Source organism: Flavicella marina (genome assembly GCF_009193215.1).
Lineage (GTDB): Bacteria > Bacteroidota > Bacteroidia > Flavobacteriales > Flavobacteriaceae > Flavicella > Flavicella marina.
In genome coordinates this window covers 223,369-240,495 of record NZ_VYVA01000001.1, presented here as the reverse complement: position 1 = coordinate 240,495, position 17,127 = coordinate 223,369, and the positions used below count along the sequence as shown (strand labels likewise).

General features: G+C 34.6%; 14 protein-coding genes. 13 read left to right on the top strand and 1 reads right to left on the bottom strand.

Annotated elements, in window-relative coordinates:
• The first annotated feature begins 1 nt into the window (after position 1).
• The 8 genes from F6P99_RS00895 (at position 2) to F6P99_RS00860 (ending at position 11,206) form a co-directional block, all read left to right on the top strand.
• Positions 2–1,075 (top strand): phosphotransferase enzyme family protein, encoded by a 1,074-nt coding sequence (locus F6P99_RS00895; protein ID WP_152285561.1) that lies wholly within the window; start codon positions 2–4, stop codon positions 1,073–1,075.
• Position 1,076: 1 nt separating this feature from the next.
• Positions 1,077–2,009 carry an SDR family oxidoreductase gene (locus F6P99_RS00890; protein WP_152285560.1) on the top strand — a complete coding sequence of 311 codons (933 nt, stop codon included), beginning with the start codon at positions 1,077–1,079 and terminating at the stop codon, positions 2,007–2,009.
• A 4-nt stretch (positions 2,010–2,013) separates the two neighbouring features.
• Entirely contained in the window at positions 2,014–3,354 is a 1,341-nt protein-coding gene (locus F6P99_RS00885; RefSeq protein ID WP_152285559.1) for a sugar MFS transporter, read from the top strand.
• Positions 3,355–3,424: 70 nt separating this feature from the next.
• Complete coding sequence (gene nagB, locus F6P99_RS00880) at positions 3,425–5,353, top strand: glucosamine-6-phosphate deaminase (protein ID WP_152285558.1); 1,929 nt, start codon at positions 3,425–3,427, stop codon at positions 5,351–5,353.
• Positions 5,341–5,985 (top strand): discoidin domain-containing protein, encoded by a 645-nt coding sequence (locus tag F6P99_RS00875; RefSeq protein WP_152285557.1) that lies wholly within the window; start codon positions 5,341–5,343, stop codon positions 5,983–5,985. Before nagB ends, F6P99_RS00875 begins: the two co-directional genes overlap by 13 nt.
• 29 nt (positions 5,986–6,014) lie before the next feature.
• Positions 6,015–7,412, top strand: a complete 1,398-nt coding sequence (gene glmM, locus F6P99_RS00870) for a phosphoglucosamine mutase (protein ID WP_152285556.1) — start codon at positions 6,015–6,017, stop codon at positions 7,410–7,412.
• Positions 7,413–7,588: 176 nt separating this feature from the next.
• Complete coding sequence (locus F6P99_RS00865) at positions 7,589–8,782, top strand: glycoside hydrolase family 88 protein (RefSeq protein ID WP_152285555.1); 1,194 nt, start codon at positions 7,589–7,591, stop codon at positions 8,780–8,782.
• A gap of 12 nt (positions 8,783–8,794) precedes the next feature.
• Positions 8,795–11,206 (top strand): glycoside hydrolase family 2 protein, encoded by a 2,412-nt coding sequence (locus F6P99_RS00860; RefSeq protein ID WP_152285554.1) that lies wholly within the window; start codon positions 8,795–8,797, stop codon positions 11,204–11,206.
• Positions 11,207–11,292: 86 nt separating this feature from the next.
• On the opposite strand, the gene F6P99_RS00855 is transcribed toward F6P99_RS00860, so the two are convergent.
• Positions 11,293–12,267: a hypothetical protein gene (locus F6P99_RS00855; RefSeq protein WP_152285553.1), complete on the bottom strand. Its 975-nt coding sequence runs from the start codon at positions 12,265–12,267 to the stop codon at positions 11,293–11,295.
• A gap of 252 nt (positions 12,268–12,519) precedes the next feature.
• Between F6P99_RS00855 and F6P99_RS00850 the strand changes: the two genes are divergently transcribed.
• The 5 genes from F6P99_RS00850 (at position 12,520) to F6P99_RS00830 (ending at position 17,103) form a co-directional block, all read left to right on the top strand.
• Entirely contained in the window at positions 12,520–13,338 is an 819-nt protein-coding gene (locus tag F6P99_RS00850) for an oxidoreductase (RefSeq protein ID WP_152285552.1), read from the top strand.
• 1 nt (position 13,339) lies between these two features.
• Positions 13,340–14,473 (top strand): MBL fold metallo-hydrolase, encoded by a 1,134-nt coding sequence (locus tag F6P99_RS00845; protein WP_226912980.1) that lies wholly within the window; start codon positions 13,340–13,342, stop codon positions 14,471–14,473.
• A gap of 9 nt (positions 14,474–14,482) precedes the next feature.
• Positions 14,483–15,397 (top strand): helix-turn-helix domain-containing protein, encoded by a 915-nt coding sequence (locus tag F6P99_RS00840; RefSeq protein WP_152285550.1) that lies wholly within the window; start codon positions 14,483–14,485, stop codon positions 15,395–15,397.
• A 111-nt stretch (positions 15,398–15,508) separates the two neighbouring features.
• Positions 15,509–16,273, top strand: coding sequence for a hypothetical protein (locus tag F6P99_RS00835; RefSeq protein ID WP_152285549.1), 765 nt, complete (start codon positions 15,509–15,511; stop codon positions 16,271–16,273).
• Positions 16,274–16,353: 80 nt separating this feature from the next.
• Positions 16,354–17,103 carry a class I SAM-dependent methyltransferase gene (locus tag F6P99_RS00830; protein ID WP_152285548.1) on the top strand — a complete coding sequence of 250 codons (750 nt, stop codon included), beginning with the start codon at positions 16,354–16,356 and terminating at the stop codon, positions 17,101–17,103.
• Positions 17,104–17,127 lie beyond the last annotated feature (24 nt).

Below are 17,127 nucleotides of genomic sequence, written 5' to 3'. Positions count from 1 at the left end.
GATGAAAACAGAATTATTAAAATCGGTTTTTTCAAAATTTGATGATGAGTCTAATTTTGCCTCATATCAGGAGTTGGCTTCAGGGCATATCAATGATACATATTTGATAAATACCAAAATACAGCCAAGCTATGTGTTACAGAGAATCAATCATGGGGTATTTAAAGATGTTCCTGGTTTGATAGAAAATAAGGTGAGTGTCAGTGTTCATCTTCAAAACAAACTTAATGCACTAGAAGAATCAGGGCAAAAACGTGAAGTGTTGACCTTTGTGAAAACGAAGGAGGGAGAATCGTATTACCAATCCGAAAATGGAGATTATTGGAATTTGATGGTTTTTATTGAGGACAGTGTCACTTTTGAAACCGTGAATGATTCTGAAATTGCTTATGAAGGCGGAAAACTTTTCGGTGAGTTTTTAAATTTAACTGATGATTTCGATGCCTCTAAGTTAACAGAAGTGATTCCAAAATTTCACGACATGTCATTTCGTTTTGAGCAATTTGAGACTGCTTTAAAAAATGCCTCTACAGAAAGACTTGAAAAGGCAGATGTTTTAATTGAGCGCGTGAAAGCTTACAAAGATGAAATGCATATCATTCAGCGATTAAAAGAGAGTGGTGAAATAAAAATGAGAGTGACACATAATGATACTAAAATATCCAATGCTTTGTTTACCAAAGATAAAAAGGGACTTTGTGTGATCGATACAGATACTATTATGCCTGGAATTGTACACTACGATTTTGGTGATGCCATTCGAACAATATGCAATACTGCTGCAGAGGATGAACAAAATTTAGATTTGGTAAATTTTAACATACCCTACTACCAGGCCTACTTAAAAGGCTTTTTAGAGAAAACAGGTGATGCTTTGTCAGAATTAGAACTGAAATACCTACCCCTAGGAGCAAAATCCATGATATTTATTATGGGAATACGTTTTCTTACTGATTTTTTAAATGATGATGTTTATTACAAAACAAAATACCCGAACCACAATTTTGATAGAGCACAGAATCAATTGAAGTTAATAGAGAGCATGGAAACACAATTCAATCAAATAGAAAATTAAAATGGGGAAATATATTATTACTGGAGGAGCTGGTTTTATCGGCAGTCATATAGCAGAACAATTGTTGAAATTAGGACATGAAGTTGTTGTTGTTGATAGCTTAAGAACAGGGTTTAAAAAGAATTTAGAAGGCATGAATGTCGCATTTATCAATGGTGATATTCGAGATGAAAATTTGATGAACAGGGTCATACATAATGCCAATGCAGTTTTTCATTTGGCGGCTTTAGTCAGCGTTCCAGAATCGCTGTTGAAAATGAAAGAATGTATAGAAATCAATACTTTAGGAACCTTAAATGTTTTAGATGCTGCTCGTGAAAATGATGCTTGTAAAGTAGTGTTGTCAACTTCTGCTGCGAATTACGGAGACAATCCCATACTTCCAAAAGTAGAAACGATGTTTCCTGAACCGATGACACCCTATGCAATCACGAAACTAGACGGTGAGTATTATTTAAAAATGTATTTAGATCAATACAAATTAGAGACAGCTTCTCTAAGGTATTTCAATGTTTTTGGACCAAGACAAGATCCTAAATCAGCATATGCTGCAGCAGTACCTATATTCATTAATAAAGCCTTACAAAATCAACCCATTACGATTTATGGTGATGGTTCACAAACCAGAGATTTTATTTATGTAAAAGACGTTGTTCGAGCAAATATTTTGGCTTCTCAAATAGGAAATGAGACCTATAATGTAGCTCTAGGTCATAGTACGTCAATTTTAGAACTAGCAGAAAAAATAAAAGAGATAACAAACTCTAAATCAGAGATTGTATTTTTAGATGAACGCCCAGGAGATATTAAGCACTCTAAGGCAGATACAACCAAATTTAATAAGTTAGGTTTTGAACCGATATATTCACTTGACACTGCTTTGCATGAAACTATTGAATTTTATCACAATGAATTAATAATTAACCAAAATTGAAAGAATGAATTCAGAAAAAAAGAATCTTGAAGCAAAAAATAATTTAGTGCCCATTGCAATTATCGCGGGTGTGTTTTTTATTTTCGGATTTGTTACTTGGATAAACGGAGCGCTGATTCCTTTTATGAAAACGATCAACGAATTGACTGAAGCACAGTCTTATTTAGTGGCTTCAGCTTCTTATATTTCTTTTGTTTTAATGGCACTTCCGGCATCAAGTATTTTGACCAAAATAGGTTATAGAAAAGGGATGTCTTTAGGATTGCTTATCATGGCGATTGGAGCCTTAGTTTTTATTCCTGCTGCCGAAGCTAGAACCTATTGGGTGTTTTTAACAGGTATCTTTATTCAAGGAGTTGGAATGACCTTGTTGCAAACTGCAGCAAACCCATATATTACAATTCTTGGCCCCTTAGAGAGTGGTGCAAAGAGAATTGCTATCATGGGAATTGCGAATAAAACTGCAGGTGCGTTAGGGTCATTAATTTTTGGAGCATTGTTGTTATCTGGAATAGACGATGTAAAAGAAAAATTGACAGCAGTTTCTGAGGTTGAAAAAAATGTTTTACTAGATCAAATGGCCGACAGTGTATTTGTTCCCTATTTAGTAATGGCGGGTGTATTGGCAATTCTTGGAATATTAATACGAAAAGCTCCACTTCCTCAAGTCGAGGCTGCATCTGAAGAAAAAACTCCTGAGGGAGAAACCACAAAAACAAGTATATTTCAATTCCCCCACTTATGGCTAGGCGTGTTGACACTTTTTGTATATGTTGGAGCAGAGGTGATTGCCGGAGATACCATCATCGCATATGGAATTTCTCTAGGGTTTGATGCTGAAGATGCCAAGTTTTTTACTACACTTACCTTGTTTTCAATGGTTGTTACCTATATAATTGGTATTATTTTAATTCCTAAATATATAAGTCAGGGTAAGGCATTAGTTATAAGTGCTTTGTTAGGAATTGTATTCAGTGTTTTGATTTTATGTACGAGCGGATTTACGTCTGTTTTATTCGTTGCTTCATTAGGTATATCGAATGCCTTGGTTTGGCCTGCGGTTTGGCCACTTACCTTGGCTAGACTTGGCAAGTTTACCAAAACTGGTTCAGCATTATTAGTGATGGCAATTTCTGGTGGTGCAATAATTCCACCCTTATATGGGCGTTTGGTTGACAGTGAAAAAGTGGAATTAATTGCAAGTGGAATAGAACAATCAGTTGCTACGGCTAATGCCGCAACCAGTAGTTATTGGATTCTAGTTCCGTGTTATGCAATTATATTATTTTTTGCTTTAAAAGGACACAAATTGCAAAATTGGAAGAGAATTAATAATAAGAAATAAAAGTAATCGAGCTATTGAGACTTATACGCAAGAATAAGATTAAAACGATAATAGATAAAAATTAAAAGATATGACAAAAAGCACTATAGATAATGCAACTGGATTTGAGAAAAGATACGAGAATATTGGAACACATATTTTCGAAGATTCTAATGCTGCTTCAATTGCTGTAGCCAAAGAAATTGCTTCATTGATTAAAGAAAAACAGGCACAAAATAAGATGTGTGTGCTAGGGTTGGCTACTGGTTCTTCTCCAAAAGGACTGTACGCTGAACTTGTTCGTTTGCATAAAGAAGAAAACTTGAGTTTTAAAAATGTGGTAAGTTTTAATTTGGATGAATATTATCCAATGGAACCAGATTCAATAAACAGTTATGTCAGATTTATGAAAGAATTACTGTTTGATCATGTAGATATTGATCGAGATAATTATCATATTCCAGATGGAACTTTGTCTAAGGCTGAAATTTCGGATTACTGTGCTTCTTACGAAGCAAAAATAGATGCTTTAGGAGGTATCGATTTGCAAATATTAGGAATAGGAGGAAACGGACATATTGGTTTTAATGAATCGGGTTCATTGCAAAATTCTAAAACGAGATTGGTTGCACTAGATCACATGACTAGAGTGGCAGCAAGTGGCGATTTTTCAGGGATTTCTAATACTCCAAGAACAGCAATTACTTTAGGTGTAAAGAAAATAATGGAGTCGAAAAAAGTGATTTTGCTAGCTTGGGGAGAAAGAAAATCCAAAGTTGTAAGAGCTGCGGTTGAAGGTGAAGTGACTAGCAAAATTCCGGCGAGCTATTTACAAGAACACAACAATGTAACTTTTATTTTAGACAAAGAAGCAAGTTCACAATTAACCAGAGTTAGAAGTCCGTGGTTGGTTGAAAAGGTAGAGTGGAGTGATAGGATGATTCGAAAAGCTGTTTTAGGTTTAGCCTTAAAATTGAAAAAACCTATTTTGATGCTTACCGATGACGATTATATAGAGAATGGGATGAGTGATTTATTGGCTGAGGAAGGGGCTTCTTACGATATCAATATTAAGATTTTTAACAAACTTCAAAATACCATCACTGGCTGGCCAGGAGGGAAACCTAATGCAGAAGATACAAATCGTCCAGAACGAGCACTCCCAGCGAAAAAACGTGTATTAATTTTTAGTCCTCATCCCGATGACGATATTATCAGTATGGGTGGAACTTTCAAGCGTTTGGTAGAGCAAGGACATGAAGTGCATGTGGCCTACCAGACTTCAGGAAATATTGCGGTGGCTGATGACGAAGCGCATCGTTTTGCAAGTTTTGTTTGTGATTATAACCAACACTTTAATATTGAAAGTCCTGAAGCGATAAATATTTATCAACAAGCCAACGAGTTTTTAAAAAATAAAAAAGGAAGTGATATAGATACTTCTGAAGTTCGACATATCAAAGGGTTGATTCGAAAAGGAGAAGCACGAGCTACAAGTTATTTCGTTGGTTTGAAAGATGAACAAATACACTTCATGAATTTACCTTTTTACGAAACCGGAACTATCGAGAAAAAACCTGTCGGAGAAGAAGATATTCAATTAACGATGGATTTGATTGAGAAAATACAACCACATCAAATTTATGCAGCTGGAGATTTAGCGGATCCACATGGAACACACAAGGTTTGTTTGGATGCAATTTTTGAAGCCGTTAAACGATTAAAACCAAAACCATTCATGAATGATTGTTGGTTGTGGTTGTACCGAGGCGCTTGGCAAGAATGGGGAATTGAAGAAATAGAAATGGCCGTACCAATGGGACCAGATCAAGTTTTGGAAAAACGATATGGGATATTTAAACATCAATCTCAAAAAGATGGTGTGGTTTTTCAAGGAACCGATAGTAGAGAATTTTGGCAACGCGCAGAAGATAGAAATAAAGAAACAGCAGATTTGTATGATATTCTAGGTCTTGCTAGGTATGCAGCGATGGAAGCTTTTGTAAGATGGCATTATTAAAAAGAATAGAACAATATATAATGAAATTGAGCAATCAAGGATGGAATATATCAACGCTAAATGAAAACAATGTTGCGATTTTTCGAGTAAAACTGAAACTAATGAAGATATTTAAATTAAGATTAATAAACGCTATTACATTTTCGATTTTGACTTCACTATGTTCTATTGCATCAGGTCAAAAAAGTAAAATAAATACTGATGATATTCTTGTGAAAGCAAATATTTGGGAAACCAAAGAACATGGTGCTGGCGATTTTTTTCCGAAGCTAACAATAGATAATGATATATCAGGAAAATCTAGTTGGCGTGGTGAACGTATCGATGGTATCAAACCATGGATTCAATATGATTTGAAATCACCAATAGAGATTTCGCAAATCTGCATTGCATTTTATAATGGAGACCAACGAAATTATTATTTTGATATCTCAATCTCCGATGACGAAAAGAATTGGAATAGTATTTTTAATGGGAAATCGAAAGGAGTATCATTAGATTATGAAAATTTCGACATTAACAAAAAAGCACGTTATATTAGAGTTACCGGGAATGGGAATACTCATGAAATTTATTTTAATTGGACAAATATTACAGAAGTCCTTTTATACAAAATTGGGGGTAGTAAGTAGGATTACTGTTCTTAAATAAAAATTAAACTATGTCATTAATAAAATCAATATCAGGAATACGAGGAACAATTGGAGGAGGGATTGGAGACAACTTGACCCCATTAGATGCTGTTAAATTTGCAAGTGCATACGGTACTTGGTTGTTGGAGCGAAATGAGAAAAAGACCGAAAAATTAAAAGTGGTAATCGGAAGAGATGCTCGAATTTCAGGGAAAATGATTAGTAGTCTGGTTTCGAATACTTTGGTTGGATTGGGAATTGATGTCGTAGATTTAGGATTGTCAACAACACCAACTGTTGAGGTTGCTGTGCCTATGGAAAAAGCTGATGGCGGAATAATTATCACTGCTTCTCATAACCCAAAGCAATGGAATGCTTTAAAGTTATTAAACGAGAAAGGAGAGTTTCTGAATGGTGTTGAAGGAGAGAAAATTTTGGTGCTTGCTGATAACGATGCTTATGGCTATGCTGAGGTTGATGATTTAGGAGCCTATACTAAAGATCGCTCGTATGTTCAAAAACACATCGATGCGGTTCTCGACTTGAATTTGGTGGATGTTGAAGCTGTAAAGAAAGCGAATTTTAAAGTAGTTTTAGATGCAGTGAATTCTACTGGGGGAATATTTATTCCTGCTTTGTTAGAGCGATTGGGAGTAGAGTGTGTAAAGTTGTACTGTGATCCAAATGGACAGTTTCCTCATAACCCAGAACCTTTAAAAGAGCATTTAGAAGATATTTCGAAATTGGTCGTTGCAGAAAAAGCAGATTTTGGAATTGTGGTGGATCCGGATGTAGATAGATTGGCTTTGGTAAACGAAGATGGTTCTATGTTTGGAGAAGAGTATACATTGGTTGCTTGTGCGGATTATGTGCTAGGAGAACTAAAAGGCGGTAATACTGTTTCTAACTTATCTTCATCGAGAGCTTTGAGAGATGTTACGGAAAAGCATGGAGGGTCTTATACCGCAAGTGCAGTTGGTGAAGTAAACGTTGTGATTGCCATGAAAGAAACCAATACCGTTATTGGTGGAGAAGGTAATGGTGGAATCATCTATCCAGAATCTCATTACGGTAGAGATTCCTTGGTTGGTGTGGCTTTGTTTTTATCTCATTTGGCAAAAAGTGGTAAATCTTGTAAAGAATTGCGAGATTCATATCCAAGTTACTATATGAGTAAAAACAAAATTCAATTGACCCCAAGCTTAGATGTCGATGCTGTTTTGGTTAAAATGGCTGAGAAACATCAATCAGAAGATGTAAATACTATCGATGGGGTAAAAATAGATTTTCCTACGGAATGGGTACATTTAAGAAAGTCAAATACAGAACCGATTATTCGTATTTATACAGAAAGTACTTCACAAGAAAGTGCAGATGCTTTGGCAGATAAAACGATAAAAGAGATTAAAGAAATTGCAGGTTTGTAAAAACTAGTGACTCACTTTTTGAAAGGCCATTTTGGTGTTGTTTCTTATAACAATATCGAAATGGTCTTTTAGGTTTTTATGCATCTAGAGATTGTTATTTACTATTTCCAGAGGATGAATTGAAAAGAAATCCTAACTTACTAGCTCAAAACAACGGATATTAATTTATGATTTCAATGAAGAAAAATAATTTTATAGTATTTATAGGGTTTGCGTTGCTCTTCGGAGCATGTAAATCTAATACTAACAAAGGGGAAAAAATAAGTACAACAGATGCAAACGGATTATTAGAAAAACGTTTTGAAAATTTACTCGATTATCAGGTAGATGCACTTTCATTTCCTAGAAGTATGTCCTTAAATCCTGAAGAAATTCATAAAGTCCCCTCTAAAGATTGGACGAGTGGTTTTTTCCCAGGGAACTTATGGCAAATTTATGCTTTGACAGGGAAAAAAGAATTTAAAAACAAAGCCATGGAGTGGACTGCTTTGATGGAAGACCAGCAATGGAATGACAAAACGCATGACATGGGGTTTAAAATATTTTGCAGTTTTGGTGAAGGATTGAAATATCATGAAAATCAATATTATAAAGATGTAATTGTACAAAGTGCAAAAACATTATGCACGAGGTATAACAGCAACGTGAAGTTGTTACGTTCGTGGGATTTTAATGCTGATATATGGGAGTTTCCAGTAATCATTGATAATATGATGAATTTAGAGTTGTTGTTTGAAGCAACTAAGATTTCTGGAGATAGTACTTTTCATAAAATAGCAGAACAACATGCGAAAACAACTTTAAATAATCATTTTAGACCAGATAATAGCACGTATCATGTTGTTGTTTATGATACGATAAATGGTGCTGTGAAGCAAAAGGTGACGCATCAAGGTATTCATGATGAGTCTTCATGGGCACGCGGACAAGGTTGGGCAATTTATGGTTTTACAATAGCCTATAGATATACTAAAAACAAAGAGTTTTTAGACCAAGCCGAAGCGACAGCAACTTATTATATGTCTCATAAAAATTTGCCTGAAGATGGAATACCGTACTGGGATTTTGATTTGCCTTCGGGTCCAGATACTCCAAGGGATGCCTCTGCAGCGGCTTTAGTAAGCTCAGGGTTATTTGAACTGTATTCGTATACGAAAAAACAATCTTATAGTACATTTGCAACGAGAGTTTTAAATAATTTGAATTCCAAGAATTATCTTTTAGAAGAATCTATAAATGGTCCATTTATATTAAAACATAGTACGGGAAATGGTCCCAAAAATGATGAGATTGACGAACCTATAGTATATGCAGACTATTATTTTTTAGAAGCGTTACTAAGACAAAAAAGTTCTTCAAAAGAAAAATAAAAATATCCTCGTATGAAAATTCAAATCCTAATTAAATCTTTTTGTTCTATTCTACTGTTTGCAATGTATTCTTGTTGTAAAAATGCAAGTGATACGATGCAACGTACAAAACAAAATATCAATGAGCATTGGTTGTATTTTGAGGATGACTCCGAAGGTATGCCTGAATTATCAAAAGAATGGTCAAAAATTGATTTGCCACATACTTGGAATAATTTAGATGTTACAGACAATGAACCGGGTTACCGACGAAACGCAAGTTGGTACAAGAAAACATTAGAGATTCCTACACTATCGAGTGCGTGTCTTTATGCTTTATATTTTGAAGGTGCGAATTGTACTTCTCAGGTGTTCGTAAACGGAGAAAAAGCGGGAGAGCATATTGGAGGATATATTGGATTTGAAATAGATGTTTCAAAATTTATTAAGGAGGGAACAAATGAAATATTAGTTAGGGTAGACAATGGGTACAACCCAGAGTTGATTCCTTCACAAAAGAGCGATTTTTTTATCTATGGAGGGATTACCAGAGATGTTTGGTGGTTAGTAAAACCTAAAACACATTTGGCAAAACTGAAGATTAGTACACCAGTTGTTTCTAATGATCGAGCATCTATGCACGTAGATGTTCAAATCAATAATTTGGAAAATGAGGAAAACTTATTTTTGAAAACAGTTCTCAAGAATTCGAAAGGAATTGAAGTTTTATCGAAAAAAGAAAAGGTATCCAGTAACTCTATGGAAGTTGCATTGGATTCTATTGTAAACCCTGAATTATGGGATACTAAAAATCCAATTCTATATTCGGTGTCAGTTTCTTTGTTAAAAGAAGGTGTTGAATTGGACGTATTACATGACAAAGTTGGATTCCGATGGTTTGAATTTAAAAAGAATGGCCCTTTTTATTTAAACGGTAAAAGGTTGCTGTTAAGAGGAACTCACAGACACGAGGAACATGCTGGAGTTGGTGCAGCAATGTCAAACGAACAGCATTGGAATGATATGAAATCAATTAAGAAAATGGGGGCGAATTTCGTGAGATTGGCGCATTACCCTCAAGACCCTGAAATATATAAGGCATGTGATTCTTTGGGATTGTTGGTTTGGGATGAATTGCCATGGTGTCGTGGAGGTGTTGGAAATGATGTTTGGAAAAAAAATGCAAAGAATTTGTTAACGGAAATGATCGTTCAAAATCAAAACCATCCAAGTATTATTATTTGGTCTTTAGGAAATGAGATTTATTGGTTGCCTGATTTCGAAAATGGAGATGATACAGAAAAGATAAATAGTTTTTTAACAGAATTAAACGATTTAGCTCATGAATTAGATCCTTCAAGAAAAACAGCGATCAGAAAATATTATGAAGGAGCAGATATTGTGGATGTTTTTTCTCCATCAATATGGTCTGGTTGGTATTCGGGTAGTTATAAGAGTTACCAAAAAGCGATTGATCTGTATAAAAAGCAATACCCACATTTTATTCATGCAGAGTACGGTGGCTCAAGTCATCTAGGTAGGCATAGCGAAAACCCAATTACAGGTGAGGGGCGTATTAACTCTGATGGATGGGAAGAAGCTATTGTTCAAACGGATGTCGCAAACATAGCTCAAATTGGGGATTGGAGTGAGAATTACATCGTTGACTTATTTGATTGGCATTTAAGAATTTCAGAATTGGATGCTACTTTTGTCGGTAATATTCAATGGGCCTTTAAAGATTTTGGAACACCATTGCGTCCAGAAAATGATATCCCATATATGAATCAAAAAGGTATTACAGATAGAAATGGAATTCCGAAAGATGCTTATTATGTATTTAAAAGTTACTGGAGTGATGAGCCTTTTACATATATCGAATCGCATACATGGACAGAGCGTCAAGGACCGAAAAATAAAGCAAGAGAAATCAGTGTTTACAGCAATTGTTCTGAGGTAGAGTTGTATCAAAATGGAAAATCTTTAGGAACTAAGAAAAGAGATATCACAAAATTTCCAGCTTCTGGATTAACTTGGAACGTTAACTTTAAAAAAGGAGAAAATGATTTGGTTGCTGTAGGGAAGTCAAAAGGCCAAAATACCTACAGAGACTCTTTGAAGGTGAATTATAGGTTTGTGAAAAATGGACCTGCTAAAAGTTTAAGATTATCTTACGAAGTACTCGAGAATGGAAATTATTTAGTTTCTGCTATCGCTGTTGATAAGAATAACTTACGTTGTTTAGATTATGAAAATCGTGTGTATTTTCAATGTTTAAGTGGTGGAGCAACGCTGAAACATCAAGGGACACCAACGGGTAGTGAAATTATAAATATGGCAAACGGTGAGGCAAGTATTGAAGTGGTTCCTTCAAAAGAACATAACAAAACTGAAATTATGGTGCTGAATCAAAATTTTAAAGGGACCTATTTGACCTTGGAATAGAGGTTGTAATAAAAATGTTTCTTTTAGTCTTTGAACAGCTTGGTTTTAATTGAAATTCTTGTGGATGACGCTGTCTTTCACCAGAATTATAGGTTTACTCTGAATTGCTCAATATTTAATGTGGCATTTCCCGTGTAAACTTCATATCCAGCATTGATGCTTTTAAGCCATGCATTTGGTAAAGCAATATTGGTTTCCGCTAGGGTTCTCAATTCTGGCGTGAGATTTACATATGGCAAATAATCTTTGGTGGTTTGAATGACTTCTTTTACGTTGATTTTTAAAATTTCAGGTAACTCCGTATTTCCGTATGGGATAAATTTCAAGTGAGTTTTATTATTCTTATCTCCTGAATTGATAAAAAATTTATATCGAACCGCATAAGTGTATGTTTTTCCATCGATAGTTAGGTGGTAAGGTTTCAAACTTTTGTCGGAGTTTCTAGCGAAATACCAATGTGTGGTTTTGGTATTTTCGTCCAACGGTTTGTCTTGAACGCTATCATTGAAATTGTGATGCGCGTGCATAATTACTAAATCGTAATCTCGTTCACTAGCTACAGGTTCACTTGTTTCAGTTCCATAATTATCAAAAATAAAGTTGATAGAAGCCATCCATTTATCATCAATGTCATTAGCTTCTAATTGACTTGTTTTAAAATCAAAAGTCAAAGTATTAGAGATGTCTTTCAATTGTACTGGCATTCCAACTACTGCTTTATCAGAAACCCAATAATTATTTCCAAAAGTTACACTTCCAATAGTGATACTTGGGTAAGAGTCCATTCCTTGACCACCTTCATCGAAATAATCTAAAACATAACTTCCTCCATGACTTTCGTTAAATTTGGTATCTAAAAAATACATCTGACTAAAATTTTCATCCAAATACATTTTCAACGTATGATACGGAATTATAGTTTCTGCACCTGTTACATAAACTTTTTCAGCCGGTGGTGTACTCTCAATAATTTCATTTTCTTCTGGAGATGAACACGCCATAAAAAATACAATTGTAGCGATGCAATTGATAAAAAATAGTATGTTTTTAATATTACCCATATTTTTTCAGTCTATTGGTATCAAAATTACTTTTATTCTAAGTTTTAGAGGTTTCTTAGTTGTCAGATGTGGTTAGGTTATTGTCAATAATAAAATAGGTTCTAGAATTATTAATGTTTATTGCAGTATTTTAGGTGTGTGAATCGAGTAAAAAGAAAAAAGTATTCAAGTATCGGCAATTAGCATACATTGCAATCGATAGATAGATTTACTTTTGAAGTATTCAATTAATTAATGCTTAAATAGTTCGATATGAGTAAAGTAATAGTGATAACTGGAGCGTCTTCTGGAATGGGTAAATCAACTGCAAATTTTTTACATGCCCAAGGCCATAAAGTATATGGTGCAGCAAGAAGGCTAGAAGAAATGAGAGATTTACAAGAAAAAGGAATGCAAATTGTTTCTTTGGATTTAACAGACGATGCATCCATTGTAAGCTGTGTAAATACAGTATTAAAAATAGAAGGTAAGATAGATGTTTTGATTAACAATGCTGGGTATGGTTCCTATGGAGCCGTTGAAGATGTTACTATTGAAGAAGCAAAAAGACAATTTGAAGTGAACATTTTTGGTTTGGCCAGAATTACACAATTGGTATTGCCGAGTATGAGAGAAAATAGTTCAGGAAGAATTGTGAATATTTCTTCGATGGGAGGTAAGGTGTATACTCCGATGGGCGCATGGTATCATGCTACAAAACATGCATTAGAAGGATGGAGTGATTGTCTTCGTTTAGAATTAGCAGAAAAAGGTATTGATGTTGTTCTCGTGGAACCAGGAGGGATCAAGACAGCATGGGGTGTTATTGCAGCTGAAAATTTAAGGAAAACTTCAGGGCAAGGTGCGTATGCAGCGTTTGCAAATAAAGTAGCGGAGGGTCTTGTGAAAATGTACACAAGTAATGGACTTACAAAAGTGGATGTTTTAGGTAAAGTTATTGCCAATGCCGCAATGACAAAGAAACCAAAAACACGATATTTACGAGGCTATATGGCGAAACCTTCAGTTGCAATCCGCAAATGGTTTGGTGATCGATTTTTTGATAAATTAATGATGAGTCAATTCAAATAAGATGTTTAAAAAGCTAATAAAAAAAGGTATGATTCTATTTGTTGCTATTTTGGTTTCTCTAATCGGTGTTTATATGTTGTTTGTGTCTTTTTACCCCAGTTTTGGTGGAGATGTAAGCAAAGAAGATCAAGAACTTTACAAAACTTCTAAACAATTTAGAAATGGTGTATTTAATAATTCAAATGATGTTCCTAAAGAGTTGAGCTTTTCTGAAACGATGAAATTGGCATTTACATTTTTTACCACAAAAGTTCCTAACGGTAGACCTAAAACAGATATAAATGTAACAAAAATTGATTCTTCTGAGGTAGCGAATTACAAAGGAGAGGCTAAATTGGTTTGGTTTGGACACTCTTCTTTTTTACTTCAATTAGAGGGAAGAAATATTTTACTAGATCCTATGTTTGGTGAAGTCGCAGCACCGCATCCTCTTCTGGGAGCGCCAAGGTTTAACAAAGAATTTCCGTTGGCAGTTGACAAACTTCCACAAATCGACGCGGTATTGTTCTCGCACGATCACTACGATCATTTAGATTATAAAACCATAAATGCAATCAAGCATAAAACAAAACATTTTTATGTGCCCCTTGGCGTTGGTGTGCATTTAAAATCTTGGGGCGTGCCAGAAGATTCTATTACAGAATTAGATTGGTGGCAAGAAACTCAATTCGAAACTTTGACTTTTGTATGTACACCTGCGCAACATTTTTCTGGTAGAAAGTTGAATAATAATAAAAGTACTCTTTGGGCTTCGTGGGTCATTCAGTCACAGAATGAAAATATTTATTTTAGTGGAGATAGTGGATATGCAAATCATTTTAAAGAAATCGGCGAAAAGTATGGACCTTTTGATATGGCTTTGATGGAATGTGGTCAGTACAACGAAAAATGGTCTGATATACATATGATGCCCGAGGAAACAGCACAAGCAGGTGTTGATGTTAAAGCAAAAAAAATAATGCCAATACATTGGGGAGGTTTCAAATTAGCACTACATGATTGGACAGACCCTGTGAACAGGGTCAGTGCAAAAGCAAAAGAATTGAGTCTTCCGATTGTCACACCGGAAATAGGACAAGAAATATTTGTAAAAGACAGCATGGTTGTTGCAAAAAAATGGTGGGAAAATTATTAATTGGGTGCAATGAAAGAGATTATACATATTGAAACGATATCTGAAATACACGAATTTTTAGGAATCGAAAAACCAAAACACCCCTTGATTTCTTTAATTCGAATGGGGGATAAATTGAAAGACCTAGAGGTTGATAATGTTAAATATACCTTAGGTTTATATCATGTGAGTTTGAAGGATAATTGTACATATACGATTGTCAATTACGGTAGAAATTCATACGATTTTCAAGAAGGTACACTCGTGTTTACAGCTCCGAATCAAATGTTAGAATTTAAAAAAGAAGCTGTTTCAGAATCTGGCAATGGATGGACTTTGGCTTTTCATCCAGACTTAATTCGAAAGTCAAACCTCGGAGATATAATGGATAAATTTTCTTTCTTTTCTTATGCCTCAAATGAGGCGCTACATGTGTCAGACGATGAAAAGAATACCATAACAGAAATCACAGAAAAAATTGAAAAAGAGTTTTCTAATACGCTAGATGCACACAGTCAAAATCTAATCATTTCAAATTTAGAATTACTGTTGAATTATTGTGTTCGTTTTTACGACAGGCAGTTCTATACAAGAACAAATCTCAACAAAGATCTCGCCAGTGAATTCGAACAGTTTTTACGTGGTTATTATGCAAAAGAAAAACAATTAGAATTCGGTATTCCAACGGTTCAGTATTGTGGAGAGCAAATGCAAATGTCACCAAAATATTTGAGTGATTTATTGCGAAAAGAAACAGGACAAAGTACCCAAGATCATATTCATAAATTCATCATCGATAAAGCAAAAACTATGTTGTTGAATTCTAAAGATACTTCGAGTCAGATAGCATATGCTTTAGGTTTTGAGTATCCTCAATATTTCAGTAAAATATTTAAGAAGAAGACTACAATGAGTCCAAACGAATTTCGTCAAAGTTTGAATTGATGTGATCTAGAATGTTTATCTAAACTAAATGTTAATTCTAATGTTTTTAGTGAAGCAACGTTGTAAAAAAAGTATTTTTGTAAAACAGATTGTCGATTTAAAATAATTTTTATGACAGGTTTTTCTTTTTCATTATCTAGGTTTTATTTGTTTGTTTTAATTTGTATTTGCAGTTTTCACGTGAGTGTTGCCCAGGAAGTAGGGCATACAACTGTTGAAATACCTGAGCCATTAATGTTTGATTTGGTAAGAGGACTTGGAGCAAAAAAGGGAGAGTTGGAGATCAATACATTGGCAGATTTCCCTATAAATAATGCGTCATTTCGGGGAGTTGAATGGGCTCCTGAAATTGAATACGCTTTGTTTGATAATTTTGCAGTAGAATTAGAGTTTCCAATGAATGATTTTGAACTAGAAGCATTGAAAGCAGCTGTGCAATGGACTATTGGAGCATCGAAAAACGATAAGTTTATCCATGGTGTTCAGGTGATTGCTGAGAATTATATCCATGAAGATTTATTGGAAATGAATTTCTTATATGTGCCAGCATACCGTTTCAATGAAACCTGGAGTGCCATTGGGCTTTTCGGTATCATGCTAGAATCTGGTGCTGATGCTGCACAGAAAAAACATACTATATTGATCAATGCTTCTGTTTTTGCAGATTTAAACAAAAGAACGGTAGTTGGTCTAGAGATCAATAATACCGATCCAACTTTTCAAGGATTGGATGACAATGAAATGGAGCTGTTGGTGTTGCCTCAATTGCATTACGAACTAAATAATGGGTTTTCGTTTCAATTTGGATTTGGAGCAAAGTGGTATGATTCTAGTATAGATGGGTCTGGTGTGCTTCGAGTTATAAAAACGTTTTAAGATGCAATAACATGTTACTCGCGTTTGATAACGATTTAATGAAGATTAGTACCTTGTAACCAAATTTCAAGAGTTGTTAAATGGAAGAACTAGCACTTATTATCGATTTATTTAAAAACACTGAACGTCAAGGCCCAGGTAGTCAATCAGATACTTTACGAGCTCTTAGTTTTATGAGCTTGCCGAAAGATAGAAAAATACATATCGCAGATATAGGATGCGGAACAGGCGGACAAACTTTAAGTCTGGTCAAGCATACAAATTCACAAATTAGTGCCGTTGATTTGTTTCCAGAATTTTTAGATGTTTTAAATGAAAATGCAAATCAATTAGAATTGGCCGATAACATCCGAACGATAAATGCCTCTATGGATGCTTTACCTTTTGAGTCAGAGTCTTTAGATATCATTTGGTCAGAAGGAGCTATTTATAATATGGGGTTTGAAGCTGGGGTAAAAAACTGGAATGCTTACTTGAAAAAGGGAGGATATTTAGCTGTGAGTGAAATTACTTGGATTACCAATTCAAGACCTAAAGAAATTGAAGACTTTTGGAATAAAGAATATCCAGAAATAGCTATAGCTTCAAATAAAATAAAAGTTTTGGAAGAAAATGGTTTTTCCTTAGTAGGTTCCTTTTTTTTGCCGGAAGAAAGTTGGATTCAAAATTACTACACTCCGTTAGAAACAAAATTCCAAGCTTTTCTAAATCGCCATGATAACAGTTCTTTGGCAAAGAAAATTGTTGACGATCATACGAAAGAAAAAGAATTGTACTTAAAATTTAAATCTTATTATAGTTATGGGTTTTATATTGCAAAAAAGGAATAATTAATATTTGTGGTGCAAAAAAAG

Coding starts and splice junctions, on each gene's coding strand:
- nagB (WP_152285558.1), top strand. CDS start 3,425: ATGACAAAAAGCACTATAGATAATGCAACTGGATTTGAGAAAAGATAC.
- F6P99_RS00845 (WP_226912980.1), top strand. CDS start 13,340: ATGTTTAAAAAGCTAATAAAAAAAGGTATGATTCTATTTGTTGCTATT.
- F6P99_RS00895 (WP_152285561.1), top strand. CDS start 2: ATGAAAACAGAATTATTAAAATCGGTTTTTTCAAAATTTGATGATGAG.
- F6P99_RS00865 (WP_152285555.1), top strand. CDS start 7,589: ATGAAGAAAAATAATTTTATAGTATTTATAGGGTTTGCGTTGCTCTTC.
- F6P99_RS00860 (WP_152285554.1), top strand. CDS start 8,795: ATGAAAATTCAAATCCTAATTAAATCTTTTTGTTCTATTCTACTGTTT.
- F6P99_RS00890 (WP_152285560.1), top strand. CDS start 1,077: ATGGGGAAATATATTATTACTGGAGGAGCTGGTTTTATCGGCAGTCAT.
- F6P99_RS00850 (WP_152285552.1), top strand. CDS start 12,520: ATGAGTAAAGTAATAGTGATAACTGGAGCGTCTTCTGGAATGGGTAAA.
- glmM (WP_152285556.1), top strand. CDS start 6,015: ATGTCATTAATAAAATCAATATCAGGAATACGAGGAACAATTGGAGGA.
- F6P99_RS00855 (WP_152285553.1), bottom strand. CDS start 12,267: ATGGGTAATATTAAAAACATACTATTTTTTATCAATTGCATCGCTACA.
- F6P99_RS00885 (WP_152285559.1), top strand. CDS start 2,014: ATGAATTCAGAAAAAAAGAATCTTGAAGCAAAAAATAATTTAGTGCCC.
- F6P99_RS00875 (WP_152285557.1), top strand. CDS start 5,341: ATGGCATTATTAAAAAGAATAGAACAATATATAATGAAATTGAGCAAT.
- F6P99_RS00835 (WP_152285549.1), top strand. CDS start 15,509: ATGACAGGTTTTTCTTTTTCATTATCTAGGTTTTATTTGTTTGTTTTA.
- F6P99_RS00830 (WP_152285548.1), top strand. CDS start 16,354: ATGGAAGAACTAGCACTTATTATCGATTTATTTAAAAACACTGAACGT.
- F6P99_RS00840 (WP_152285550.1), top strand. CDS start 14,483: ATGAAAGAGATTATACATATTGAAACGATATCTGAAATACACGAATTT.